This window comes from Aeromicrobium sp. Leaf350 (assembly GCF_916858655.1).
Lineage (GTDB): Bacteria > Actinomycetota > Actinomycetes > Propionibacteriales > Nocardioidaceae > Aeromicrobium.
In genome coordinates this window covers 1,536,183-1,561,627 of record NZ_CAKASL010000001.1, presented here as the reverse complement: position 1 = coordinate 1,561,627, position 25,445 = coordinate 1,536,183, and the positions used below count along the sequence as shown (strand labels likewise).

Annotated in this window: 24 protein-coding genes and 2 tRNA genes; 17 read left to right on the top strand and 9 right to left on the bottom strand. The window is 70.1% G+C overall.

The window, feature by feature from the left end:
• Positions 1–416: 416 nt before the first annotated feature.
• The 4 genes from dnaN to LO931_RS07850 are packed head-to-tail and all read left to right on the top strand — an operon-like array spanning position 417 to position 4,167.
• Positions 417–1,559: a DNA polymerase III subunit beta gene (dnaN, locus tag LO931_RS07865; protein ID WP_229052764.1), complete on the top strand. Its 1,143-nt coding sequence runs from the start codon at positions 417–419 to the stop codon at positions 1,557–1,559.
• A gap of 23 nt (positions 1,560–1,582) precedes the next feature.
• Entirely contained in the window at positions 1,583–2,512 is a 930-nt protein-coding gene (gene gnd / locus LO931_RS07860) for a phosphogluconate dehydrogenase (NAD(+)-dependent, decarboxylating) (protein WP_229052762.1), read from the top strand.
• A gap of 1 nt (position 2,513) precedes the next feature.
• The gene (recF, locus tag LO931_RS07855) at positions 2,514–3,650 is read left to right on the top strand and encodes a DNA replication/repair protein RecF (RefSeq protein WP_229052760.1); all 1,137 of its coding nucleotides are present in this window, start codon (positions 2,514–2,516) and stop codon (positions 3,648–3,650) included.
• Complete coding sequence (locus LO931_RS07850) at positions 3,643–4,167, top strand: DUF721 domain-containing protein (RefSeq protein WP_229052758.1); 525 nt, start codon at positions 3,643–3,645, stop codon at positions 4,165–4,167. The genes recF and LO931_RS07850 overlap by 8 nt, the downstream gene beginning before the upstream one ends.
• A gap of 129 nt (positions 4,168–4,296) precedes the next feature.
• On the opposite strand, the gene LO931_RS07845 is transcribed toward LO931_RS07850, so the two are convergent.
• Entirely contained in the window at positions 4,297–5,127 is an 831-nt protein-coding gene (locus LO931_RS07845) for a phosphatase PAP2 family protein (protein ID WP_229052757.1), read from the bottom strand.
• 243 nt (positions 5,128–5,370) lie between these two features.
• Here LO931_RS07845 and gyrB point away from each other — a divergent pair, with 243 nt between their 5' ends.
• The 5 genes from gyrB to LO931_RS07820 all read left to right on the top strand — a co-directional run bounded on the left by gyrB (position 5,371) and on the right by LO931_RS07820 (position 11,118).
• On the top strand, positions 5,371–7,377 hold the full coding sequence (gene gyrB, locus LO931_RS07840) for a DNA topoisomerase (ATP-hydrolyzing) subunit B (RefSeq protein ID WP_229052756.1): 2,007 nt from the start codon (positions 5,371–5,373) through the stop codon (positions 7,375–7,377).
• Positions 7,378–7,424: 47 nt separating this feature from the next.
• Entirely contained in the window at positions 7,425–9,980 is a 2,556-nt protein-coding gene (gene gyrA, locus LO931_RS07835) for a DNA gyrase subunit A (RefSeq protein WP_255657802.1), read from the top strand.
• A complete protein-coding gene (locus LO931_RS07830) occupies positions 9,977–10,756 on the top strand; it encodes a DUF3566 domain-containing protein (protein WP_229052755.1) in 780 nt (259 codons plus the stop codon). The genes gyrA and LO931_RS07830 overlap by 4 nt, the downstream gene beginning before the upstream one ends.
• A gap of 49 nt (positions 10,757–10,805) precedes the next feature.
• Positions 10,806–10,883, top strand: a tRNA-Ile gene (locus tag LO931_RS07825).
• A 159-nt stretch (positions 10,884–11,042) separates the two neighbouring features.
• Positions 11,043–11,118, top strand: a tRNA-Ala gene (locus LO931_RS07820).
• Positions 11,119–11,204: 86 nt separating this feature from the next.
• Here the strand turns inward: LO931_RS07820 and LO931_RS07815 are convergent.
• Together LO931_RS07815 and LO931_RS07810 are read right to left on the bottom strand one after the other, a co-directional pair.
• Positions 11,205–11,540 carry a hypothetical protein gene (locus tag LO931_RS07815; protein WP_229052754.1) on the bottom strand — a complete coding sequence of 112 codons (336 nt, stop codon included), beginning with the start codon at positions 11,538–11,540 and terminating at the stop codon, positions 11,205–11,207.
• A gap of 113 nt (positions 11,541–11,653) precedes the next feature.
• Entirely contained in the window at positions 11,654–11,899 is a 246-nt protein-coding gene (locus tag LO931_RS07810) for a hypothetical protein (RefSeq protein ID WP_229052753.1), read from the bottom strand.
• A gap of 86 nt (positions 11,900–11,985) precedes the next feature.
• Between LO931_RS07810 and LO931_RS07805 the strand changes: the two genes are divergently transcribed.
• Positions 11,986–12,213, top strand: coding sequence for a hypothetical protein (locus LO931_RS07805; protein ID WP_229052751.1), 228 nt, complete (start codon positions 11,986–11,988; stop codon positions 12,211–12,213).
• Between the two features lie 379 nt (positions 12,214–12,592).
• On the top strand, positions 12,593–13,846 hold the full coding sequence (locus tag LO931_RS07800) for an APC family permease (RefSeq protein ID WP_229052749.1): 1,254 nt from the start codon (positions 12,593–12,595) through the stop codon (positions 13,844–13,846).
• Here LO931_RS07800 and LO931_RS07795 read toward each other — a convergent pair.
• Complete coding sequence (locus LO931_RS07795; protein WP_229052747.1) at positions 13,835–14,338, bottom strand: GNAT family N-acetyltransferase; 504 nt, start codon at positions 14,336–14,338, stop codon at positions 13,835–13,837. The genes LO931_RS07800 and LO931_RS07795 overlap by 12 nt on opposite strands.
• A gap of 2 nt (positions 14,339–14,340) precedes the next feature.
• Complete coding sequence (locus tag LO931_RS07790) at positions 14,341–14,697, bottom strand: metalloregulator ArsR/SmtB family transcription factor (RefSeq protein WP_229052745.1); 357 nt, start codon at positions 14,695–14,697, stop codon at positions 14,341–14,343.
• Between the two features lie 84 nt (positions 14,698–14,781).
• Between LO931_RS07790 and arsB the strand changes: the two genes are divergently transcribed.
• The 4 genes from arsB to LO931_RS07770 are packed head-to-tail and all read left to right on the top strand — an operon-like array spanning position 14,782 to position 18,089.
• Positions 14,782–15,861: an ACR3 family arsenite efflux transporter gene (gene arsB / locus LO931_RS07785; RefSeq protein ID WP_229052743.1), complete on the top strand. Its 1,080-nt coding sequence runs from the start codon at positions 14,782–14,784 to the stop codon at positions 15,859–15,861.
• Positions 15,858–16,277 (top strand): arsenate reductase ArsC, encoded by a 420-nt coding sequence (locus LO931_RS07780; protein WP_229052742.1) that lies wholly within the window; start codon positions 15,858–15,860, stop codon positions 16,275–16,277. Before arsB ends, LO931_RS07780 begins: the two co-directional genes overlap by 4 nt.
• Positions 16,270–17,562 (top strand): FAD-dependent oxidoreductase, encoded by a 1,293-nt coding sequence (locus LO931_RS07775; RefSeq protein ID WP_229052740.1) that lies wholly within the window; start codon positions 16,270–16,272, stop codon positions 17,560–17,562. Before LO931_RS07780 ends, LO931_RS07775 begins: the two co-directional genes overlap by 8 nt.
• 41 nt (positions 17,563–17,603) lie before the next feature.
• On the top strand, positions 17,604–18,089 hold the full coding sequence (locus LO931_RS07770; RefSeq protein ID WP_229052738.1) for a hypothetical protein: 486 nt from the start codon (positions 17,604–17,606) through the stop codon (positions 18,087–18,089).
• Positions 18,090–18,162: 73 nt separating this feature from the next.
• On the opposite strand, the gene LO931_RS07765 is transcribed toward LO931_RS07770, so the two are convergent.
• Genes LO931_RS07765 through rfbA form a run of 4 tightly spaced genes read right to left on the bottom strand, consistent with a single transcriptional unit; the run spans position 18,163 to position 23,171 of the window.
• Positions 18,163–19,872, bottom strand: a complete 1,710-nt coding sequence (locus LO931_RS07765; protein ID WP_229052736.1) for a D-alanyl-D-alanine carboxypeptidase family protein — start codon at positions 19,870–19,872, stop codon at positions 18,163–18,165.
• 26 nt (positions 19,873–19,898) lie between these two features.
• Positions 19,899–21,299: a bifunctional dTDP-4-dehydrorhamnose 3,5-epimerase family protein/NAD(P)-dependent oxidoreductase gene (locus LO931_RS07760; protein ID WP_229052735.1), complete on the bottom strand. Its 1,401-nt coding sequence runs from the start codon at positions 21,297–21,299 to the stop codon at positions 19,899–19,901.
• Positions 21,300–22,298 carry a dTDP-glucose 4,6-dehydratase gene (gene rfbB, locus LO931_RS07755; protein ID WP_229052733.1) on the bottom strand — a complete coding sequence of 333 codons (999 nt, stop codon included), beginning with the start codon at positions 22,296–22,298 and terminating at the stop codon, positions 21,300–21,302.
• A gap of 3 nt (positions 22,299–22,301) precedes the next feature.
• Complete coding sequence (rfbA, locus tag LO931_RS07750) at positions 22,302–23,171, bottom strand: glucose-1-phosphate thymidylyltransferase RfbA (RefSeq protein WP_229052732.1); 870 nt, start codon at positions 23,169–23,171, stop codon at positions 22,302–22,304.
• A gap of 314 nt (positions 23,172–23,485) precedes the next feature.
• On the opposite strand from rfbA, the gene LO931_RS07745 reads away from it, so the two are divergent.
• Both LO931_RS07745 and glyA read left to right on the top strand, forming a co-directional pair.
• Positions 23,486–24,124: a response regulator transcription factor gene (locus LO931_RS07745; protein WP_229052729.1), complete on the top strand. Its 639-nt coding sequence runs from the start codon at positions 23,486–23,488 to the stop codon at positions 24,122–24,124.
• 46 nt (positions 24,125–24,170) lie between these two features.
• Positions 24,171–25,445: a serine hydroxymethyltransferase gene (gene glyA, locus LO931_RS07740; RefSeq protein ID WP_229052727.1), complete on the top strand. Its 1,275-nt coding sequence runs from the start codon at positions 24,171–24,173 to the stop codon at positions 25,443–25,445.

The following is a 25,445-nucleotide window of genomic DNA, read 5'->3' as shown; positions in this document are numbered from 1 at the left end:
GACGACGACGGGAGACCCCGTCGAGGCCTCGCCATGCCCGGAATCTCTTGTCCCCAGCTTGGGGACAGCGTTGTGGGTAAGTCTCCACCTCAGGTGGATACAAGATGTCGTGATGTGAACGCCGTGTGAACCCGCCCGCGCCGTCCACACGCCCACGGGGCGGACGCCCGAGGTTGTCCACCGCCCGTCCACCGGCAGATCTGCTGCGGATGCAGGAAGAATGTCATTTCTCCACAGGATCCACAGGTGCTACCACTACTACTACCGTTATAGACACCTGGAAACTCGTTGAAGGGGTCACGGCGCCCGGTGTGTGGACAGACCCCTCTGGCCTCGCCCTGGCCTAGGATCGTGTCCACTGCCGTGGCAGGATGCACTCACCGACACCCGTCGCTCGTTGTCCGAAAGGCCCCTACGTGAAGTTCAGGATCGAACGCGACACCCTCGCCGACGCCGTCGCGTGGACTGCTCGCAGTCTCCCGGTCCGTCCGAGCGTCCCGGTCCTGGCAGGGCTCCTCATCGAGGCGGGCTCCGACGGGCTCACGCTCTCGGGATTCGACTACGAGACCTCGACGCGGGCCACGCTGCCGGCCGAGGTCAGCGCCGACGGACGCGCGCTCGTCAGCGGCCGCCTGCTGAGCGAGATCGTGAAGTCGCTCCCCGGCAAGCCGGTCGACGTCAGCCTCGAGGGCACCAAGGTGCGCGTCGAGTGCGGCAGCGCCCGGTTCAGCCTCCAGACCATGCCGGTCGAGGAGTACCCGCGCCTCCCGCAGATGCCCACCGCCACGGGCACGGTCAAGGCCGACTCGTTCGTCACCGCGGTCCAGCAGGCCGGAGCGGCCGCGGGCCGCGACGAGATGCTGCCGCTGCTCACGGGCGTGCGGCTCGAGCTCGAGGGATCCACGATCTCGCTCATGGCGACCGACCGATTCCGCGCCAGCCTGCGCGACCTGCAGTGGTTCCCCGAGGCCAGCGACCTGTCGGCCCGTGCCCTGGTGCCGGCCCGCGTGCTCGGCGAGACGGCGCGCTCCTTCGCCGGCGGCAGCGACATCTCGATCGCGGTCTCGTCCGGCGAGGCCGGCGACGGCCTGATCGGTTTCGAGGGCACGGTCGGCAACGGCACCCGCCGCACCACCACGCGCCTGCTCGAGGGCGACTTCCCGCGCGTCCGCCAGCTGTTCGCGGCCACCCCCGAGACCATCGCCTTCGTCGCGACCCACGAGCTCGTCGACGCAGTCAAGCGCGTCGCGCTCGTCGCCGAGCGCAACACCCCGATCCGCCTGTCGTTCTCCGAGGGCACGCTGCTGCTCGAGGCCGGCACGGGCGACGAGGCCCAGGCCAGCGAGTCGATCGAGGCCACCGTCAACGGTGCCGACATCTCGATCGGCTTCAACCCCTCGTACCTGCTCGAGGGACTCGGCGTGATGTCCGACCCCGTCGTGCACCTGGCCTTCACCCAGCACACCAAGCCTGCCGCGATCAGCGGTGTCGGCGAGATCGGCGCGGAGCCCGACGGCGCGTTCCGCTACCTGATCATGCCGGTTCGTCTCCAGACCTGACTTCCCCTTTTTTGGAGGGCACGATGCACCTCGGACTCATCGGCTTGGGCAAGATGGGCGGCAACATGCGCGAGCGTCTTCGCGAGCGCGACGTCACCGTCACCGGCTTCGACCGCGACCCGGAGGTCAGCGACGTCGGCTCGCTGGCCGAGCTCGTCGACGCCCTGCCCAGCCCGAAGGTCGTGTGGGTCATGGTCCCGGCTGGCGACCCGACCCGCGCCACGGTCACCAATCTCGCCGAGCTGCTGAGCGAGGGCGACATCGTGGTCGACGGCGGCAACTCCCGCTGGACCGACGACATCGCGCACGCCGAGCAGCTCTCCGCCAAGGGCATCGGCTACCTCGACTGCGGCGTCAGCGGCGGGGTCTGGGGTCGCGAGAACGGCTACGCGCTGATGGTCGGCGGCGATGCGTCCGACGTCGAGACGGTGCAGCCCGTCTTCGACGCACTGCGTCCCGATGCCGCCGAGGGTGCCGAGAAGACCGGCGGCTTCGTCCACGCCGGCAAGGTCGGCTCCGGCCACTTCGCCAAGATGGTCCACAACGGTGTCGAGTACGCCATGATGCAGGCCTACGCCGAGGGCTTCGAGCTGCTCGAGAAGACCGATCTCGTCGACGACGTCCCGGCCGTGCTCGACTCGTGGCGCGAGGGCACCGTCGTGCGGTCCTGGCTGCTCGACCTGCTCGTGCAGGCGCTCGAGGACGATCCGGGCCTGTCGAAGATCCGCGGCTACGCCGACGACTCGGGCGAGGGTCGCTGGACCGTCGAGGCCGCGATCGAGCACGCCGTGCCGATGCACGTCATCGCCTCGTCCCTGTTCGCCCGCTTCCAGTCGCGCCAGGACGAGTCGCCCGCGATGCAGGCCATCGCGGCGATGCGTCAGCAGTTCGGCGGTCACGCCGTGCGCGCCGCTGCGGAGCCCGGCACGGGTGAGCCGCCCTCGGCGAGCTGACGTGCACGTCGCACGGCTGTCCCTGCACGACTTCCGCTCCTACGCGGACGTCGACGTCGAGCTGGCTGCCGGGCCCATCGCCTTCATCGGTGCGAACGGCCAGGGCAAGACCAACCTCGTCGAGGCCGTCGACTACCTGGCGCGACTCGACTCGCACCGCGTCTCGACCGACACCCCGCTCGTGCGCGCCGGCACCGAGCGAGCCGTCGTGCGGGCCGAGGTCGTGCGGCAGGACCGGTCGGCGTTGATCGAGGTCGAGATCAACCCGGGCCGCAGCAACCGCGCGCGGGTCAACCGCTCCGACCTCCCGCGGGTGCGCGACCTGCTCGGCACGGTGCGCACCGTGCTGTTCTCGCCGGAGGACCTCGCGCTGGTCAAGGGCGATCCCTCGGACCGGCGACGCTTCCTCGACGACCACCTGGTCATGCAGTCGGTGCGGCTCGCGGGCGTGAAGGCCGACTACGAGCGCACGCTCCGCCAGCGCAACACGCTGCTCAAGTCGGCCAGAGGTCGACAAGTCGATTTGTCGACACTAGAGGTCTGGGACGAGAAGCTCGCCCAGCTGGGCGGCGAGATCACCGCCCGCCGGCTCGCCGTGCTCGACGAGCTCGCGCCGCACCTGGCCGAGCGCCACGCGGGCGTCGCCGCCTCGGCAGCGGAAGCCCGCCGCGACGTGTTCGCCACCTACGTCGCCAAGACCGGCGTGCCGCACCACGAGCACCCGCGCGACGTCGACGCGTGCCGCGAGCTGCTGCTCCGCACCATCGGCGAGCGCCGGCGCGACGAGCTCGACCGCGGCGTGACCTTGGTCGGGCCGCACCGCGACGACGTCGAGCTGCGCATCGGCGAGCTGCCCGCGAAGGGCTACGCCAGCCACGGCGAGTCGTGGTCGCTGGCGCTCGCGCTGCGACTCGCCTCGTTCGACCACCTGCGCTCGCCCGACCAGGGCGCCGACGACCCGATCCTGATCCTCGACGACGTCTTCGCCGAGCTCGACACCGGCCGCCGCGACCACCTCGCGGCGATGGCCGAGGGCGTCGAGCAGGTGTTCGTCACCGCCGCGGTGCCGGGCGACGTCCCGCCCGGGCTCCAGGGCCGTCGCTTCCGCGTGGCCGACGGGAAGGTCCTCGATGACTGACCCCAGCGATCCGGCGAAGGCAGACGACCGCGACGACCCGCTGCGGCTCGCCCGGCAGATGGCCCAGTCGTACCGCGCGACCGAGCCGGGTGAGAACCCGCGACGTCGCGGCAAGCCGAAGCGCCGGCCTCAGCAGGCCGGCGGTCAGCGTCACGACCGCGACGACGCGGTGTCGCTCTCGTCCGCGCTGGGTGACCTGGTCGACCAGCAGGGCTGGACCGACCAGCTCGCCGCCTCGCGGGTGTTCACCGACTGGTCGTCCATCGTGGGGCCCGACATCGCCCAGCACTCGCTCGTCGACGGCTACGCCGACCAGGTCGTCTCGGTCCGCGCCGACTCCACCGCGTGGCGCAAGGAGCTGCAGCTGCTCGCGCCGCGCATCGTCGCGCGACTCAACGAGGAGCTCGGTCACGGATCGGTCATCCGCATCGACGTGCGCGGCCCCGAGGCCCCGTCGTGGAAGCACGGCAAGCGCACGGTCCGCGGCGGCCGCGGCCCCCGAGACACGTACGGGTAGCCCCGACGCCCTCCGGCGGTGGAGGTGTCCCCTTCGAGGCTCGTTCCTCGCACCTCAGGGGACGGCAAGACATCCGCCCCCTGAGGTGCGACGAGGAACGAGGAGCCTCGAAGGGGGAGCCCCAGCCACCTAGTGGGCCGGGGAGATGCGGTCCATGATCGCGGCGGTCACCGCGGTGACCAGGGCGACGGCACCGAGCACCAGACCGGAGGTGACGATGCCGTCCCACCCGTCCGAGGGGCGCACGCCGATGACGATGAGGAACACGATCGCGGCCGCGGATCCGATCAACGTCGCCGCGAGACCCCCGGTCGAGCGGCGCACGCGGCCGCCGACGAGCAGGGCCGCGAGTCCGGTCCAGGCCAGGCAGACGAGCACGGCAGCGATGACGTCGGCGGGGCGGTGCCAGCCGGCCACGACGGTCGAGGCGCCGGTGAGGGTCACGGCGAAAGAGCCGGCCGTGAGCACGACGGGCCGCAGCCAGGTGGGGCTGACGAGGGTCAGGGCGCCGAGTGCCGCGGCGACGACCGTCGTGTGACCGCTCGGCAGGCTGTTGTGCGCGACGATGCCGCCCACGACGTCGGAGCGCTCGAGCACGCCGTGCTTGAGCAGCTGGGTCGTCAGGTTGGCTCCGCCGATCACGCCCAGGGCGGCGACCGCGAGGCGCACCTCGCCCCGCACCAGCGCCAGGGCCACAGAACCTGCGGCGACGATCGCGACGGCAGCGATCGAGACGTACCCGAGCACGCTCAGCACCGCGAGCTGCGTGTCGCGCCCGGCGACCACCGTGGTCATCGACGTCTGGTCGAGGTCCTGGCCCGATGCGGTCCACAGCGCGACCGCCGTCACCGCGAGGAAGGCGAGGGCCGCGACCGCTGCGGCCGCAGCCGCGCGCGGGCGCACACTGGAACCCCCCGCCGCAGAGCGCGTGGGGGCTGTGCCGAGGTCCGTCAGAGCCATGCGCTCCACTGTGCCGCATCCCGGCAAGATCGACCGACGGCGGCGCGCGGTCCGATCGGTCGGTCGCCGCGCCCGTGAGCGGTCCGAACTCCGCCGATCTCGATCCGGGGTCCGGACGCGGCCCTGCGAGACGCTCCAAGGGCCCTTCAACGGGCTCTCAGCCGGAAGTGCGTCTGACGAGTCGAGGCCCGACACGGGGGTGTGATCGCTCAGACGCTCTCAACAGCCCTCTATACTGTTCAGGTGACCCAAACTCCAGATCCCGCCACGCCCGCTTCGACGGGATACGACGCCAGCAACATCCAGGTGCTCGAGGGGCTGGAGGCGGTGCGCAAGCGCCCCGGCATGTACATCGGCTCGACCGGAGAGCGCGGTCTGCACCACCTCGTCTACGAGGTCGTCGACAACTCCGTCGACGAGGCACTGGCCGGCCACGCCACGCGCATCGTCGTCACGCTGCAGGACGACGGCGGCGTCAAGGTCGTCGACGACGGCCGTGGCATCCCTGTCGACGAGCACCCGATCGAGAAGATCCCGGCCGTCACGCTGGTGCTCACCTCGCTGCACGCCGGCGGCAAGTTCGGCGGCGGCGGCTACAAGGTCTCCGGCGGTCTGCACGGCGTCGGCATCTCGGTCGTCAACGCGCTCAGCACCACGATGCACACGACGGTCCGCCGCGACGGCTACGTCTGGAAGCAGACCTTCCACGACGGCGTGCCCGCGGCCGAGCTCGAGCGCGGCGAGGCCACCGACGAGACCGGCACCACGCAGGTGTTCTACGCGAGCGAGACGATCTTCGAGAGCACCGAGTACTCCTACGAGACGCTCAAGACCCGCTTCCGCGAGATGGCCTTCCTCAACAAGGGCCTGCGCATCGAGCTGATCGACGAGCGCGACCACGCGGGCGACGATCCCGAGGGCGGCACGGCCGACAGCGACGAGATCGAGCGACGCGTCGAGTTCTGCTACTCCGAGGGCCTGGTCGACTACGTCCAGCACATCAACGTCGGCGGGAAGCTCCCGATCCACCGCGACATCATCAGCATCGAGCGCGAGGACCAGGGTGCCGGTCTCTCGCTCGAGCTCGCGATGCAGTGGAACGCGAGCTTCAGCGAGTCGGTCCACACCTTCGCCAACACGATCAACACCCACGAGGGCGGCACCCACGAGGAGGGCTTCCGCGCGGCGCTGACCACGACGGTCAACCGCTTCGCCGAGGCCAACAACCTGATCAAGAAGAAGGAGGACCGCCTCACGGGTGACGACATCCGCGAGGGGCTCACCGCGATCATCTCGATCAAGCTCGAGGAGCCGCAGTTCGAGGGTCAGACCAAGACCAAGCTCGGCAACACCGAGGCCAAGGGCTTCGTGCAGCAGGTGCTCAACGAGGAGCTCGGCGCCTGGCTCGAGCAGAACCCCGCCGAGGGCAAGACCATCGTGCGCAAGTCGATCGACGCCGCGAGCGCCCGCATGGCCGCCCGCAAGGCCCGCGACCTGGCGCGCAACCGCAAGGGCTTCCTCGGTGGCGGTGGCCTCCCGGGCAAGCTCGCCGACTGCTCCAGCCGCAGCCCCGAGGAGTGCGAGGTCTTCATCGTCGAGGGCAACTCGGCCGGCGGCTCGGCCAAGGGCGGCCGCGACCCGCGCACGCAGGCGATCCTCCCGCTGCGCGGCAAGATCCTGAACGTCGAGAAGGCGCGGATCGACAAGATCCTGCAGAACGCCGAGGTCCAGGCGATCATCAGCGCGCTCGGCACCGGTGTGCACGACGACTTCGACATCGCGAAGCTGCGCTATCACAAGATCGTGCTGATGGCCGATGCCGACGTCGACGGCCAGCACATCACCACGCTGCTGCTGACCCTGCTGTTCCGCTTCATGAAGCAGCTCATCGACGCCGGCCACGTCTACCTCGCGCAGCCGCCGCTGTACAAGATCAAGTGGACCAACGCGCCGCACGAGCTCGCCTACTCCGACCGGGAGCGTGACGTGCTGCTCACCGCGGGCGAGGAGGCCGGTCGCCGTCTGCCGAAGGAGGCCCCGGTGCAGCGCTACAAGGGTCTCGGCGAGATGAACGACTCCGAGCTCTGGGACACCACGATGGATCCCGACGCGCGCGTGCTGCGTCAGGTCACCCTCGACGACGCCGCGGTGGCCGACGAGATGTTCACGATCCTCATGGGCGAGGACGTCGAGCAGCGCCGCAACTTCATCCAGCGCAACGCCAAGGACGTCCGCTTCCTCGACATCTGATGTCGACCCGCTTCCTCTCTTCCAGGTACCTCCCGAAGGACTGACACGTGACTGACACCCCGATCGAGCGCGACCGGATCGAACCCGTCGAGCTGCAGGAGGAGATGCAGCGCTCGTACATCGACTACGCGATGAGCGTGATCGTCTCGCGTGCGCTGCCCGACGTGCGCGACGGCCTGAAGCCCGTGCACCGCCGCGTGCTCTACGCGATGTACGACGGCGGCTACCGCCCCGACCGCGGCTTCAGCAAGTGCAGCCGCATCGTCGGTGACGTCATGGGTCAGTACCACCCGCACGGCGACACCGCGATCTACGACACCCTCGTGCGCCTCGCGCAGCCGTGGGTCATGCGCGCGCCGATGATCCTCGGCCAGGGCAACTTCGGCTCGCCGGGCGACGACCCGGCCGCCGCGATGCGGTACACCGAGTGCAAGCTCGCGCCCATCGCGATGGAGATGGTGCGCGACATCGACGAGGAGACCGTCGACTTCAAGCCGAACTACGACGGCCGGTCCGCCGAGCCGACGGTGCTCCCGTCGCGCATCCCGAACCTGCTCGTCAACGGCTCCGCCGGCATCGCGGTCGGCATGGCCACCAACATCCCGCCGCACAACCTGCGCGAGGTCGCCGAGGGTGCCCAGTGGGCGCTGGCGAACCCGGGTGCGTCGCGCGAGGAGTTGCAGGCCGCGCTGATCGAGCGCATCAAGGGCCCCGACTTTCCGTCGCACGGCCTCATCGTCGGCACCAGCGGAATCGAGGAGATGTACCGCACGGGTCGTGGCTCGGTCACGATGCGCGCGATCGTCAACATCGAGGAGGACACGAAGGGCCGGATCCAGCTCGTCGTCACGGAGCTGCCGTACCAGGTCAACCCCGATGCGCTGATGCGCAAGATCGCCGAGCTGGTCAACTCCGGGCGCCTCCAGGGCATCTCCGACCTGCGCGACGAGTCCAGCTCGCGCGTCGGCCGCCGCATCGTCGTCGAGATCCGCCGCGACGCCGTCGCCCGGGTCGTGCTGAACAACCTCTACAAGTTCACCGACCTGCAGACGAACTTCAGCGCGAACATGCTCGCGATCGTCGACGACGTCCCGCGCACGCTGAGCCTCGACGGCTTCATCTCGAACTGGATCACGCACCAGATCAGCGTGATCCGCCGTCGCACGGAGTTCCGCCTGCGCAAGGCCGAGGAGCGCGCGCACATCTTCCGCGGTCTGGCCAAGGCGCTCGACGCGCTCGACGACGTCATCGCGCTGATCCGCCGCAGCCCCACGGTCGACGAGGCTCGCACGGGCCTGATCGGCCTGCTGGAGATCGACGAGCTGCAGGCCAACGCGATCCTCGAGATGCAGCTGCGTCGCCTCGCGGCCCTCGAGCGTCAGAAGATCATGGACGAGCTCACCGAGCTCGAGCGCCTGATCGCCGACTACCTCGACATCCTCGGCTCCGACGAGCGTCAGCGCTCGATCGTCTCGACCGAGCTGGCCGAGATCGTCGACAAGTACGGCGACGACCGCCGCACGCGCATCATCCCCGCCGACGGCGACCTCTCCGACGAGGACCTCATCCCCGACGAGGAGGTCGTGGTCACGATCACGGCCGGCGGCTACGCCAAGCGCACCAAGACCGACCTGTACCGGGTGCAGAACCGCGGCGGCAAGGGCGTGCGCGGTGCCCAGCTGCGCGACGGCGACTACGTCGAGCACCTGTTCCCGACGACGGCGCACCACTGGATCCTGTTCTTCACGACCGCCGGGCGCGTCTACCGCGCGAAGGCGTACCACCTGCCCGAGGCGGGGCGCGACGCGAAGGGCGGCCACGTCGCCGGCCTGCTGTCGTTCCAGCCGGACGAGCAGATCGCCCAGGTGCTCGCGATCCGCGACTACGAGCAGGAGCCGTACCTCGTGCTCGCCACGCGCAAGGGCCTGGTCAAGAAGACGCGACTGGCCGACTACAACAGCCCGCGTCAGGCCGGCGTCATCGCGATCAACTTCCGCGACGAGGACGACGAGCTGATCGGTGCCGAGGTCGTCAGTGCCGACGACGACCTGCTGCTGATCTCCAAGCACGCGCAGGCCATCCGCTTCCGGGCCGACGACGAGCAGCTGCGGCCCATGGGTCGCGCCACCTCCGGCGTCACGGGCATGAAGTTCCGCGGTGAGGACGAGCTGCTGTCGCTCTCGGTCATCCGCGCCCGGCACGCCGCCCTCGACGAGGAGGAGGTGCCGGACGAGGAGAAGCTCTACGTCTTCACCGTCACCGACGGCGGCTTCGCCAAGAAGACGTTCGTCGGCGAGTACCGGCTCCAGGGCCGCGGCGGCATCGGCATCAAGGCGATGCAGATCAGCGAGACGCGCGGCGAGCTCGTCGGCGGTCTGGTGCTCCGCGACACCGACGACGTCATCAGTGTGACGTCGAATGGCCAGATCACCCGTAGCCTCGTCTCCGGCGTGAATCCCACGGGCCGTGGCACGATGGGAGTCAGCTTCGTGAAGTTCAAGGGTGACGACCGAGTCGTCACGATTGCGCGCAACGCGGAGCCGGTGGCCACGGAGGGTGACGAGGAGTCGCCCGAGTCGACGGAGGGTGAGGCAGAGGCGTGAGCGAGGACCAGGAGCCCGGCCCCGTGCCCCGTCCCCCGACCACCGGCAACGGTGCGTCCCGCGACGAGAACCCGCCCGCCGACGACCCGCCGGCGGACGACGTGACGCCCGACCGCGCGGTCTCCAAGCCGGCCCAGAAGTCGCCGCAGAAGACCGCGGCGAAGAAGGCACCGGCCCGGAAGCCGGCGGCGAAGAAGACCGCCACCACCTCGTCGTCGGCGCGCAACGACCAGACGTCCTCGACCTCGACCTCGACCACGCCGCCGAGCCGGCCGATGACGGCGGCCGACTACGCCCGCACCGTCGCGGGCGACCCGGCCTCGACCTCGGTCTTCCCGCGGGTCACCGACGAGCCGGTCGAGCCGAAGCAGGAGCCCGTCATGCCGCAGTCGAGCCCCGAGTCGTCGGTCACCCGGCAGGCGCGTCTCAGCCTGGTGCACGTCGACCCGTGGTCGGTCACGCAGCTCGCGTTCGTGATCTCGACGGCCCTCATGATCGTGGCGGTCGTCGCGGTCACGGTGTTCTGGGTCGTCCTGAACGTCACGGGCGTCTGGGACAACCTCAACGACACCGTGAACTCGGTGCTCAGCAGCGAAGACGGCACGTTCGACGTCGAGAACTATCTCGGCTTCGGTCGCGTCGTCGGACTCACGCTGGTGCTCTCGGTCATCAACGTCGTGCTCATGACGGCGCTGGCAGCGATCGGGGCGCGGCTCTACAACGCGGCGACCCATCTCGTCGGCGGCGTGCAGGTCACGTTCCGCGATCGGGGCTGACCCGATTCGTTCGCGGCGGTGCTCGTGGGATAGAGTTCATCGCTGTTACGGGCCCATAGCTCAGCTCGGTTAGAGCGCTTCCCTGATAAGGAAGAGGTCGCTGGTTCAAGTCCAGCTGGGCCCACCACCACACCTTCGTCTGGAGGTCGGCATGAAGAAGATCCTGGCCGTCGGATTCACCGTCGCCGGCGTGGCCTGGGCCATCGCCCGCGGCCGTCGTCCCGCCGACGATCCGTGGTCGAAGACCACCGACCGGGTCTGATCGCGGTAGCGTTCGACCCACCACGGGGCCTTGGCGCAATTGGTAGCGCACCTGCTTTGCAAGCAGGGGGTTAGGGGTTCGAGTCCCCTAGGCTCCACCACCAGCTCCATCTGAGATTCCGAGCGCTGTCGCTCGTCGACCTCATCTCCGAGGACCCGTCGGGGGGGGGGCTCCTCTTCGATGCACCTAGTCAGTCTGCTGATGAGCGTCGACAGTCCGCACGAGAGTGAGCCGATCGCAAGGGATCCGGCCTGGCCAGTAAAGATGCCCGCTTCCATCCGGATCCGGAAGCAGCTCATCGGCGTTGACTCTGTCCACCAACCACACGTCAACGGCACCGCCGGTGTTGTTGATGACGTTCGCGAACCACTCGACTTCGAAGTCACGGCACAGGAAGCACCCCTCAACCTCCGACGAAGCACTCCCGGCGATACCCGGGGCCGTGTTCATCAAGGTCCAATCGAGCCCGTACGACTCGATGGAGGCACGGTTGCCCACCGAGGACACGTGGAAGAACTGCATGAGCGGAGGGTAATCGGTGAACGCCGAACGATTGCCCGGCCCCATCCTCTCAGCACCGGCCTGGTTCGTTCGAGCAGTCGAAGCCCCGACGCCACGCCGGGGCTCTCCCGTGGTCAGGACGGGTCAGGTTCGCTGTCCTTCCAGCGGACACTGAAGAGCCAGAGGACGCCGAACGTCAATGTGGCCACGACCAAGAAGACCTGTAATACGTGCCAGATCGGCATCCTGCTCGTTCCCACCTCGGTCCCGATGATGGCCGTCCCGACGCTGACGAAGATGGAGATGTAGAAGGACTGCCCGAACTGCTTGCGATGCGGAGACAGCTTCTGGCGGAACTGGGAGAGGTCGGATTCAGCCACGGCTGGAGTTTAGGCCCAGAGATCGGGGCGTCGATCTGGAGAACGGTCGGCTATTCAGCTCACCACTTGAGACTAGAGTTCCGTCCATGCTCGAGACCCTGGGATGGGTCGCACCAGTCGTCATCCTGTCGTTGTTCACCGCCGCGTTCTTTCGGTACGGGGAGAGCCTCTTCCGGGGCATGCGGGCCCTGGCGCGTCTTGACGCGAGCGATGACTTCCTCGCGATCCAAGCCCGACGGATGCGTATCGCGATGGTCGTGATGACGGCTTCCGTCGGGGTGCTGACCGTCGTCCTCGCGGTGCAGTCGAGCTAGGCGCTGCGCTCGGCTGCGTCGCGGATGAGTCACCGCGCAAGGTCTCGCGGTGGGTGCACGTAGGGACCCCGCGGAACGCTCCAGCTAGTCGCGAACTTCCTGCCATGATCGATCAGGTCTACGGCGTGATCGGATGGTGCGCATGAAAGCGGTGCTGAGGAGGACCCTCGGTCTGGCCTGGCGAGCACTGCGCGGTCTCGTCTGGCTGGTCGCTCGGGTGCTGACGATCGCGGGCGCCGTGCTCGGTATGCGGGGCAACCCCGCGCTGCCGCCGGACCATGCGCCGACGGCACGCCGGGATCACCGACCCTGACCGAGTCCATCCGCCACTCCGGACGGTGGACACCGGGCGGCCATCTTCGTCCAGCAGGATGACGGGATGACCGCACCCGCTCCGCTCGCCCGACGGCTCGGCCTGGGCGACGCGATCGCGATCGGTGTCGGCTCGATGATGGGCGCCGGCGTCTTCTCGGTGTTCGCGCCCGCCGCCACCGCGGCCGGTGGGGGTCTGCTGATCGGGCTCGTGATCGCGGCAGTCGTCGCGCTCGGCAACGCGACCTCGTCGGCGCAGCTGGCGGCCCAGTACCCCTCGGCCGGAGGCACATATCTCTACGGCCGCGAGCAGATCGGGCCGACTGCCGGGTTCCTCGCCGGGTGGGCATTCGTCGTCGGCAAGACCGCCAGCTGTGCCGCGATGGCGATGGTGCTCGCCGCCTACGTGGCGCCCGACGGGTGGGAGAAGGCGATCGGCATCGCAGCGGTGGTGGCCGTGACGACGGTGAACTGCCTCGGTGTGCACCGCACGGCTGCCGTCACGAAGGTCCTGGTGGTCGGGGTGCTCGCCGTCCTCGGGCTGGTGATCGTCGCCGCGTCGGCAGCGCGGTCCGACGGAGCCGGACCGTCGCTCGCCCTCACCGTCGACGGCGGTGTGTACGGAGTCCTCCAGTCGGCCGGGCTGCTCTTCTTCGCCTTCGCCGGGTACGCCCGCATCGCGACCCTCGGTGAGGAGGTGCGCGACCCGGCACGCGTCATCCCCCGAGCCGTGGTCGCCTCGCTCACGATCGCCCTCCTGGTCTACGCGGCCGTCGCCTGGAGCGTGCTCGCCGTGCTCGGACCTGACGGGCTCGCCGCCTCCGCCGAGCCGCTGGTCGACGCGGCCCGCGCCGGTGGCTGGGACTGGACCGGGCCCTGGGTCCGCGGGGCCGCCGCGGCTGCGACGCTCGGGGCGCTGCTCGCCCTGGTGGCCGGGATCGGCCGCACGACGTTGGCGATGGCACGGCACGGCGACCTCCCCTCGACGTTGGCGGTCGTGCACCCGCGCTTCGCGGTTCCGCACCGCGCGGAGATTCTCGTCGCCGTCGTGATCTGCGCCGTGGTCGCGGTGGTCGACCTGCGTGGGGCGATCGGGTTCTCGTCGTTCGGGGTGCTGCTCTACTACCTGGTCGCCAACGTGTCGGCCTACCGCCAGGCTCCCGACCACCGTCGCTACCCGCGGGTGCTGCAGGTCGTCGGTGCCGTCGGCTGCCTCGTGCTGGCAGCGACGCTTCCGTGGGAGTCGGTCCTGGCGGGGGTGGCCGTGCTGGCGCTCGGTCTCGGCGGTCGTGCGGTCGTGCGCCGGCAGCTAGGAACCTGAGCCGGCCGAGCGCCACTCGAGCAGGATCGTGTCGCGCCAGACCCCGTGCAGCTGCGCGATCCGATCGCGGCGACCGACGACCCTGAATCCTGCGGCCTCGTGGATCCGGAGGCTGGCGACGTTCTCCGGGAAGATGGACGTCTGCAGGGTCCAGAACCCGGCCTTTTCGGCCGCAGCGACCTGGTGAGCGACGAGCTGTCGACCGACCCGACGCCCCCGCACCGAGGAGTCGACGTACACCGACGTCTCCCCGACGCCTCGGTAGCACGCGCGCGTCGACGTCGGCGAGACCGACGTCCAGCCGACCACGCGATTGGCGATCACGGCGACGAAGACCTGTCCCGTCACCCAGCGCCCTTCGAGGTCCTCGCGCTCTGCGACCTCCGTCTCGAACGTGGCGTTCCCGGTCGCGATGCCGTCGGCGTAGATGCGCCGCACGTCGTCCCAGTCGGGTTCCGCGATCGGTCGGATGTCGACGGCGACCGGTTCCATGCTCAGACCGTGAGAGGTGTGCGGAGCAGGTCTGCGAGGTCGTCGAGCGCGCCGGGCACCAAGGCGTAGTAAGACCACGTGCCCCGCTTCGAACGGGTGAGGAGGCCGGCCTCCACCAGGACCTTGAGGTGGTGCGAGACCGTCGGCTGCGACAGGGCGACGGGCTCGGTCAGGTCACACACGCACGCCTCGGCGCCCTCGTGGGCTGCGACGAGCGACAACAGACGCAGGCGGGTGGGGTCGCCGATGGCCTTGAACTTCGAGGCGAGGGTGGCTGCCGTGTCGGCGTCCATCGCCTCGCCCACGACGGAGGCGCAGCACGCGTCGGTGACGTCGACGACCGGGAGCTCCGTGACCATGGACCCAGTATGCCCTATACATTGACATCCGTCGATGAATGGGTAGGGTTCCACTGGATCGACGAACTTCGATGAAGGACTCCCATGACCCAGCCGACCACCGGCGTCGCCCCTGACACCGCCGTGAGGCTCTCGACCCTCGACCGGTTCCTGCCGGTCTGGATCGCCGCGGCCATGGCCGTCGGACTGCTGCTCGGACGCACGTGGGAGGGTCTGGTCGACGGCCTGGAGTCGTTCACCATCGGCTCGATCTCGGTGCCGATCGCCGTCGGACTGCTCGTGATGATGTACCCGGTGCTCGCGAAGGTCCGTTACGACGAGACGCGGCGGGTCACCGGCGACCGGAAGCTCCTCGGAGCCTCGCTCGCGCTGAACTGGCTGGTCGGCCCCGCCCTGATGTTCGCTCTCGCCTGGCTGCTGCTTCCCGACCTGCCGGAGTACCGCACGGGTCTCATCATCGTGGGCCTGGCCCGCTGCATCGCGATGGTCATGATCTGGAACGACCTGGCGTGCGGCGACCGCGAGGCCGCCGCCGTTCTGGTCGCGATCAACTCCGTCTTCCAGGTCGTCGCCTTCGCCGCGCTCGGCTGGTTCTACCTGCAGACTCTGCCGGAGTGGCTCGGCCTCTCGACGACCAGCGCGGAGTTCTCGATCGGCGCCATCACCGCCAGTGTCCTGGTGTTCCTCGGCATCCCGCTGCTGGCGGGGTTCCTGACGCGCGTCGTCGGCGAGCGGACCAAGGGGCGCGACTGGTACGAGACCACGTTCCTGCCACGCATCGGTCCGTGGGCGCTCTACGGCCTGCTGTTCACGATCGTGCTGCTCTTCGCCCTGCAGGGTGACGCGATCACCAGCAACCCGCTCGACGTCGTCCGCATCGCCCTGCCCCTGCTGGCCTACTTCGCGATCACCTTCGCCCTCGGCATGGCCGTCGGCCGCGCGCTCCGCCTCGGCTACGCGAAGACCGCCACGCTCGCCTTCACCGCGGCCGGCAACAACTTCGAGCTCGCCATCGCCGTCGCGATCGGCACCTTCGGCGCCACCTCGGGCCAGGCCCTCGCGGGCGTCGTGGGTCCGCTGATCGAGGTGCCGGTGCTGGTGGGCCTCGTCTACGTGGCCCTCTGGTCACGCCGCTACTTCACCCCGACCGGAGAGACCGCATGAGCATCCCCACCGTCCTGTTCGTCTGCGTCCACAACGCCGGCCGGTCCCAGATGGCCGCCGGGTTCCTCGCCCACCTCGCGGGTGACCGCATCGCCGTCCGGTCCGCCGGCTCGATGCCCGGCCACCAGGTCAATCCCGTCGCCGTCGAGGCGATGGCGGAGATCGGCATCGACATCGCCGGCGAACAGCCGAAGAAGCTCACCGACGACGCCGTGCTGGCGTCCGACGTCGTCATCACGATGGGCTGCGGCGACGAGTGCCCGTTCTTCCCCGGCAAGCGCTACGAGGACTGGGTGCTGACCGACCCGGCGGGTCAGGGCATCGAGATCGTGCGCGAGGTGCGCGACGAGATCCGCGCCCGCGTCGAGCGGCTGATCGAGAGCCTCGGCGTCCAGGAAGGTGTCGGTCATGAGTGAGGACACCGCGAACCTGCCTGTGGTCGTGATCGGGGCCGGGCCCGCCGGGTTGGCTGCTGCGGCGCACCTGCGCACGCGGAACGTCCCGGTGCTCGTGCTCGAGGCCGGCTCCGCCGCGGGTGCGGCAGTGCGCGACTGGGGGCACGTCCGCCTGTTCTCTCCCTGGTCCGAGCTGGTCGACCCGGCAGCGGAGAAGCTCCTGGCCGACCGTGGATGGGATGCACCCGACCCGCGACGCCACCCGACCGGCCACGACTGGGTCAAGACCTATCTGGATCCGCTGGCGGCCGCGCTCGGCGACAGCGTGCGGCTCGGCCACCAGGTCGTCGCGGTGACGCGTTCGGGCCGCGACCGTCTGGTGACCTCCGGCCGCGACGCATCGGCGTTCATCGTCCACGTCCGCACGCCGGCTGGCCGCGAGGCCGTCGCCGCCCGCGCGGTGGTCGACGCGTCCGGCACCTGGAGCAGCCCCAACCCGCTCGGCAGCGACGGGTATCCGGCGATCGGCGAGCCCGAGGCGAGCGACCGCGTCACCTACCGCATGCCGGACCTCACCGTCGATGCCGTCGCGGCGCGCTTCGCCGGCCGGCACGTCGTCGTCGCCGGGACGGGCGCCTCGGCGAAGGGCGTGCTCATCGGACTCGCCGCGATGGCCGAGCAGCACCCCGGCACCCGGGTGACGTGGCTCGTCCGCCGCCCGGCGGTCGGGGCCGCCTTCGCCGGCAGCGGGCAGGACGAGCTTCCCGCTCGCGGCGAGCTCGGTCAGCAGGCGAGGAACGCCGTCGAGAACGGCACGGTCACGACCGTCACCGGCTTCCGCACCGCCCGCGTCGACTCCGGCCCGGACGGCCGTCTCGCGCTGACGTCCGACGACGGAGTCCGGGTCGACGACGTCGACGAGGTCGTCGCGCTCACGGGCTTCCGCCCCGACCTGTCGTTCCTGACCGAGCTGCGTCTCGACCTCGACCCGGTGCTGGAGTCGCCGCGCGCCCTCGCGCCACTGATCGATCCGAACGAGCACTCCTGCGGCACGGTCTACCCGCACGGTGCCACCGAGCTGGCCCAGCCGGAGCCCGGCTTCTACCCGGTGGGCATGAAGTCCTACGGCCGGGCCACCTCCTTCCTCGCCCTGACCGGTTTCGAGCAGACACGTTCGGTCGCCGCCGCGATCGCGGGCGATCACGAGGCCGCGGCCCGGGTCGAGCTGACGCTTCCCGACACCGGCGTGTGCGGTGGCTCAGGCGCCTTCGAGGAGGAGACCTCAGCCGGGGGCTGCTGCGGCTGACGACGACCACCACCCGGGGGTGGGGGTCCTAGGCTCGTTCCATGACCTCCGACCTGCAGTCCCTCGCTGACGCCCTCGTCGTGCTCGACGCCATCACCACGGCGGAGGTCGACGACGGGTTCGTCGTCGCCACGGGGCGCCTCGCCGCGACCGGCGAGGAGCTGACGCTCAACGTCGACCCCGAGCTGGAGGACCTCGAGGCCGGTGAGGACGTCGACCTCGACGCCCTCGTCGGCACGACTGAGCGTCTCCTCGAGCTGGGTTCTGACCGGTGGCAGGCGATCCGCGACGAGGTCGCGAGCGAGATCGAGGAGGCCGTCGGTGACGAGGCGGTCGCGGAGCCGACCGACCTGCGCGACGACCTCACGCTCGTGTCGTCCGCCGTGTTCGCCGACGCGGTCCTGCTGGCGTTCGCCGCGCCGCGCCAGTTCCCCGAGTCCCAGGTCCTGGTGCAGCTCGACGAGGACCACACGGTGGACGACGTGCAGGTGCAGCCCGTCGACGGTCTTGGGGACGGCGAGAGCTGACCGAAGTTCTCCCCAGCTGTGTACACACCTGTGGAGAACTACACGCGTGTAACTCGCTCCTGGAAAGGGCGCGTCAGTAGCGCGAGGGGATCGCGAAGTACTCCTCGACCGTGAGGCCGTTGACGTACAGGTGGGTGGCCAGCGCGGGGTCGAGGTAGCGGACGTGCCACGGCTCGTACGCGAAGCCCGTGACGTGCTCCTTGCCGGCCGGGTACCGGATCACGAAGCCGAAGCGGTGGGCGTTCGCGGCCAGCCACCGTCCCTCCGGCGTGCCCGCGAAGGAGGGCGAGGTCGAGTTGATGTCGAGGGCGAGCCCGGTCTGGTGCTCGGAGTGCCCGGGCCGGGCGACGTAACGATCGGCCTCGGCGACGCTGCTGCTCACCACCCGGCGCTGGTACAGGCCCGCCTGGTACGAGTACGAGCGGTAGCCCGACACGATCCGCAGCGAGATGCCTGACCGGGCGGCGTCGGCCTGCATCGCCGCGAACGAGGCCGACACGGTCGGGTGGATGCCACCCGGGTCGAACCAGGCCGGCAGGGCGAAGGACTTGTTGGGCACGACGTGGCCCTCGAAGGTCGGGACGCCGTTCGGGTGGGTCACGATGCGCGGGGACGGTCCGCCCGCGGCGACCCATCCGGCGTACGGCACACGCATCGAGCGTCCGTACGCGTGGTGGTAGATCAGCGAGCTGAACTGGTACTGCACGAACTCGCCACCGGGGATCGAGGTCACCGAGCGAGGAGCCGGGTACCCCGCCGCCGCCCAGCTCGCGGCGTCGACCGCCTGGCCGCCGGGCGCGCCCAGGTCGTTCAGGAAGAAGATGTCCGGCGCCCACGGGACGCTGACCCAGCCACCGGGGTGGGGCGTCACAGCGGGGTTGCCCGCGGCCGCGTGCTGCGCCGCGGTGAGCCGGTGCCGCGCTCCGTCGGGGGTGATCGCGTAGACGGCGGACGGCTCCGAGGTGTAGGCGACGTAGGACGAGCCAGGGATGTGGCCGACCACCCCGACCCCGGGACGGCCGGCGGCGACGTACTCCTCCCACGTCAGCGGCGCCGACTGGTGCACGGTCGTGACGGCCGGGTCGGTGCTCCACGTGATGAGGCCCCAGACCCGATCCGACCACGAGGTGCGGGCGTAGGTGATGCGCGGCGCCGCCGGGGTGGGCGTGCCCGCGGCCGCCCACTCGGCGAACCCGATCTGACGCACCGCGCCGGCCCGCGTGACCTCGTGGATGGCCGCACTCCACGGAGCCTTGTAGTACCCGCGGTCGGCATCGGCCGCCGCCGGAGAGCCGGCCTCCCGCCACTGGGCGTCCGTCAGCTGGCGGCGGCTCCCGTCAGGCAGCAGGACGACGACCTGGGGTGACGACGGGTGGCGCACGTACTGCGATCCGGGCGCGTGTCCGACGACCTCGACGGCGGGATGCCCCACGGTGGCGTACTGCGCAGCCGTCAGCGGCTGCACGAGACCGTCGGGTCCGCCGATGTCCGCGACGCCCCACACGACCGGGGACCACGAGGTCTTCACGTAGCGGGCACCGGCCCGCTCGGGCGCCGGCTGACCGGCCGCCTGCCACTGCTGGAACGTCAGGTGGGTGGCGCCGGCCTCGTCCTCCGCGTAGATCGCCCCGCTCCACGGCGGGCTCACGTAGCGCGTCGCGGCCGAGGCGCTCGCGGTGGGAAGCACCGCGACGAGCAGGGCGGTGAGGAGGAGCACCAACATCGGCCGTCGTGCGGACCGGCGTCGCCGACCCTCGGTGGGGCGCCGGTCGGTCGTGGTCATCCGAGGTCCCCTGCTCAGATCAGCGGTCAGGCCAGGTAGGCGCGCAAGGCGTCGTCCGCGTCGCGGGGCGTGAACCCCGTGGCGGTGATCTTGCCCAGGTCGAGCGCGCTGTGCGTCGGACGAGGTGAGATCGGGCCGGTGGCGGACGCGTAGTAGTCGGCCGTCGAGACCGGCGTGACCCGCGCGGGGTCGTGGCCCGTCAGCTCGTAGACCTGCTTCGCGATGTCGGCCCACGAGCGGATCTCGCCGGCCCCGGTCACGTTGTACGTACCGGCCGGCGGGCGCGTGGTCAGCAGGTGCACGATCGCGGCGGCGAGGTCGTCGGTGAAGGTCAGGCGGCCGTGCTGGTCGTCGACGACGGTCGGGTCGATGCCCCGCTCCGCGAGCGAGGCCATGGTGCGGACGAAGTTGTTGCCCTCACCGATGACCCAGCTCGTGCGCAGCAGGTAGTGACGCGGGAGGGTCGCCACGATCGCGTCGCCCGCCGCCTTCGTCTGACCGTAGACGCCGAGCGGCGAGAGCGACTCGTCCTCGGTGTGCAGCTCCTGCGTGCCGTCGAAGACGTAGTCGCTGGAGACGTGCACCAGCGTGATGCGGTGGTCGCGGGCGATGCGCGCGAGACGGGCCACCGCCTCGACGTTGACCTTCCACGCGAGCACGCGGCCCTCGGGCGTCTCGGCCTGGTCTACCGCGGTGTAGGCGGCGGCGTTGATGATCGTGTCGTACTGGCGCCACGGGCGGGCGTCGGTGAGGTCGCTGGTCAGGTCGAGCTCGTCGGCGTCGGTGAGCTCGACGTGAGGCAGGTGACCCAGGGCAGCGCGCAGGGCCTGACCGAGCTGGCCGTAGGCACCGGTGACGAGCGTCTTGCGGGGCGCGAACGGCACGACGTCGGCGAGCCGCGGGTGCTCCCGGTCCTTGTCCGACAGCGTGACCTCGCTGAGCGGGATGGGCCAGTCGATCGCGACGGTCTCGTCCGCGAGGTTCAGGAACGTGTACTCCGCGTCGGGCGACCAGTGGTCGTTCACGAGGTACGTGTAGGCCGTGTCGGGCTCGAGCGACTGGTAGGAGTTGCCGATGCCGCGGGGCACGTAGATCGCGACGTCCGGCCGGATCTCGGTGGTGAAGACGGCGCCGAAGGAGTCGCCCTCACGCAGGTCGACCCAGGCACCGAAGACGCGGCCGGTCGCGACCGAGATGAACTTGTCCCACGGCTCGGCGTGGATGCCGCGCGTCGTTCCGACCGCGTCGTTGAACGAGATGTTGTTCTGCAGCGGACCGAGGTCGGGCACGCCGAGCGCCGTCAGCTTCTCGCGCTGCCAGTTCTCCTTGAACCAGCCGCGGTCGTCGCCGTGCACCGGCAGGTCGACGACGAGCAGGCCGGGGATCGGGGTCGTGCGGACCTCGAGGTCGCGACCGAAGGTCGTCACCTACTGACCCTTGGACGCGTAGAACGCCTCGGTGGCGTCCTTCGCCGGCGCCCACCAGGCCTCGTTCTCGCGGTACCAGTCGATCGTGGCGCCGAGGCCGGCCTCGAAGTCCTGGTACTGCGGCTGCCAGCCGAGCTCGGTGCGCAGGCGGGTGGAGTCGATCGCGTACCGCAGGTCGTGGCCGGCGCGGTCGGTGACGTGGTCGTACGCGTCGGCGGGCTGGCCCATCGTCGTCAGGATCTGCTCGACGACGTCCTTGTTGTTCTTCTCGCCGTCGGCGCCGATCAGGTACGTCTCGCCGATCTGCCCGCGGTCGAGGATCGTCAGCACGGCCGAGGAGTGGTCGTCGGCGTGGATCCAGTCGCGCACGTTCTCGCCGGCGCCGTAGAGCTTGGGCCGGATGCCGCGGATCACGTTGGTGATCTGACGCGGGATGAACTTCTCGACGTGCTGGAACGGGCCGTAGTTGTTCGAGCAGTTGCTGATCGTGGCCTGCACCCCGAACGAGCGCACCCACGCCCGGACCAGCAGGTCGCTGCCGGCCTTGGTCGAGGAGTAGGGCGACGACGGGTTGTACGGCGTCGACTCGCTGAACCGCTCCGGGTCGTCGAGCTCGAGGTCGCCGTAGACCTCGTCGGTCGAGATGTGGTGGAAGCGGGTCTCGTGCTTGCGGGCCGCCTCGAGCAGCGTGTACGTGCCGATGATGTTGGTGTCGAGGAACGGGCGCGGGTTGTCGAGCGAGTTGTCGTTGTGCGACTCGGCCGCGTAGTGCACGACCGCGTCGGCCTCGCCGACGAGACGGTCGACGAGCTCGGCGTCGGTGATGTCACCGTGCTCGAACGCGAAGCGGTCCTCGGGCAGGCCCTCGAGCGACGCGCGGTTGCCCGCGTAGGTCAGGGCGTCCAGCACCGTGACGTGGTGGTCGGTGTGGTCGAGGACGTGGTGCACGAAGTTGGAGCCGATGAAACCGGCACCCCCCGTGACGAGCAGGCGGGACATCGGTCACTTCCCCCGTTCGAGGATGGTCAGCAGGTACGAGCCGTACCCGGACTTCTTGAGCTTCTCGCCGCGGACGCGCAGCTCGTCGTCGGTCAGGAAGCCGCGACGCCACGCGACCTCCTCCGGCACGCCGATGCGCAGGCCGGTGCGGCGCTCCATGGTGCGCACGTACTCGGCAGCGTCGGTCATCTGGTCGAAGGTGCCGGTGTCGAGCCACGCGGTGCCGCGGGGAAGGACCTCGACCTGCAGCTGGCCGCGGTCGAGGTAGGCCTTGTTGACGTCGGTGATCTCGTACTCGCCGCGGGGCGACGGCTGGAGGTTGCGGGCGATCTCGACCACGTCGTTGTCGTAGAAGTAGAGGCCGGGGACCGCGAAGTTGCTCTTCGGCTCGGCCGGCTTCTCCTCGAGGGAGACGGCCGTGCCCGAGTCGTCGAACTCCACGACGCCGTACGCGCTCGGCTCGCTCACCCAGTAGGCGAACACCGCGCCGCCCACGATGTCGTTGTAGCGCTGCAGCTGGCCGCCGAGGCCGGGTCCGTAGAGCAGGTTGTCGCCGAGCGCGAGCGCCACCGTGTCGTCGCCGATGAAGTCCGCACCGATCGTGAAGGCCTGGGCCAGGCCGTCGGGCGAGGCCTGCTCGGCGTACGTCAGCGAGATGCCGAACTGCGATCCGTCACCGAGAAGTCGGTGGAAACCAGGGGCGTCGTGCGGCGTCGTGATGACCAGGATCTCGTCGATCCCGGCGAGCATCAGCGTCGACAGCGGGTAGTACACCATCGGCTTGTCGTAGACGGGGACGAGCTGCTTGGAGACGCCGAGCGTGATCGGATGCAGTCGCGTGCCCGAACCACCGGCGAGAATGATGCCCTTCACGTCGCCCTATCCTGCCATGCCGAGAGCCTCGGCCCACCGTCCGCGCCTCACGGGGCACGAGACGCAGAAGCCCCCGCCGGGGCGGGGGCTGCGGGGCGGGCGTGGGAGGACGCTCGGTCCGAGGCGCAGACGGACGGGGGAGAACCGTCCGGGGCCTGCGCCGACTGCTGCGGCACGGGGTGCCGATTCCCATCGTGGCACCGCCTGACCGGGCCCCACAGCGGCCGAAGGTCGCGTCTTCGTGTGACCAAGTTCCGTGACCTTCGGGGGTCCTCGACCGTGCAATTGACCCTCCGATCCCGCACCATGGACACATGGACGACTCGGCAGTACGCGTATTTCTCCTCGATGATCACGAGGTCGTTCGTCACGGCTTGCGTGGACTGCTGGAGAGCGCGGGCCTGGACGTCGTCGGTGACGCCGGCACCGCGGCCGAGGCCATCCCGGCCATCCTCAAGCTCAAGCCGGACGTCGCCGTGCTCGACGGCCGCCTGCCGGACGGCTCCGGCATCGACGTGTGCCGCGACGTCCGCTCGGCCGATCCCTCGATCAAGGTCCTGATCCTGACGTCGTACGACGACGACGACGCCCTGTTCGCCGCGATCATCGCCGGCGCCGCCGGATACGTCCTCAAGCAGGTGCGGGGCAACGACCTGGTCGACGCGGTCCGCCGCGTCGCCGACGGGCAGTCGCTGCTCGATCCGGCCATCACGATGCAGGTGCTCGAGCGCATCCGCAACGGCCACAGCGACGACCCGCTCGCGCGGCTGACCGCACAGGAGCGGCGCATCCTCGACCTCATCGGCGAGGGCATGACGAACCGCCAGATCGCCGAGGCGATGAGCCTGGCCGAGAAGACGGTCAAGAACTACGTCTCGCAGCTGCTGGCCAAGCTGGGCCTGGAGCGGCGCACGCAGGCGGCCGTCCTCGCCGCCACGCACAAGCGCCCCTGACCGATCGGTTTCCTGGGGCCACGCACCGGCCGATATCCTTCGGGGCATGGACCACAACGCGCGCCTGGCCGAGGCCGACCCCCAGATCGCCGCGCTGCTCGACGCCGAGCTGCGCCGCCAGCAGACCACCCTCGAGATGATCGCCTCGGAGAACTTCGCTCCGGTGGCCGCGATCGAGGCGCAGGGCAGCGTCCTGACGAACAAGTACGCCGAGGGCTACCCCGGCGCCCGCTACTACGGCGGTTGCGAGGTCGTCGACCAGGTCGAGCAGATCGCGATCGACCGTCTCAAGCAGATCTTCGACGCCGAGTACGCCAACGTGCAGCCGCACTCCGGCGCCACGGCCAACGCCGCGGTGCTGCACGCGATCGCTCGCCACGGTGACACGATCCTCGGTCTCGACCTGGCCAACGGCGGCCACCTGACGCACGGCATGAAGATCAACTTCTCCGGCCGCCTGTACGAGGTCGCGGCCTACCACGTCGACGAGAACGGCCTGGTCGACATGGAGGAGGTGCGCAGCCTCGCGCTCGAGCACCGTCCCAAGGTCGTCATCGCCGGGTGGTCGGCGTACCCCCGCCAGCTCGACTTCGCGAAGTTCCGCGAGATCGCCGACGAGGTCGGCGCCTACCTGTGGGTCGACATGGCGCACTTCGCCGGGCTGGTGGCCGCCGGTCTGCACCCGAGCCCGCTCCCCCACGCGCACGTCGTGTCGACCACGACCCACAAGACCCTGGGTGGTCCGCGGGGCGGAGCGATCCTGTCCAACGACCTCGACGTCGCCAAGAAGCTGCAGTCGGCCGTGTTCCCCGGCCAGCAGGGCGGACCGCTCGAGCACGTCATCGCGGCCAAGGCCGTGGCGTTCAAGATGGCGCTCGAGCCCGGCTTCAACGAGCGCCAGCAGCGCACGATCGAGGGCGCGCACCTCATCGCCGAGCGGCTGACGCAGTCCGACGTCGCCGAGGCCGGCGTCTCGGTGCTGTCCGGCGGCACCGACGTGCACCTGGTGCTGGTCGACCTGCGGAACTCCGAGCTCGACGGCCAGCAGGCCGAGGACCGCCTCCACGAGGTCGGCATCACGGTCAACCGCAACGCGGTGCCGAACGACCCGCGTCCGCCGAAGGTCACCTCGGGTCTCCGCATCGGCACGCCGGCCCTGGCCACCCGCGGCTTCGCCGCCGAGGAGTTCACCGAGGTCGCCGACGTCATCGCCGAGGCCCTCAAGCCGGGCGCCGACCTGGACTCGCTCCGCAAGCGCACGGCCGCCCTGGCCGAGCGCTTCCCGCTCTACCCCGACGTCGCGCCGTACGCCGCTTCCTGA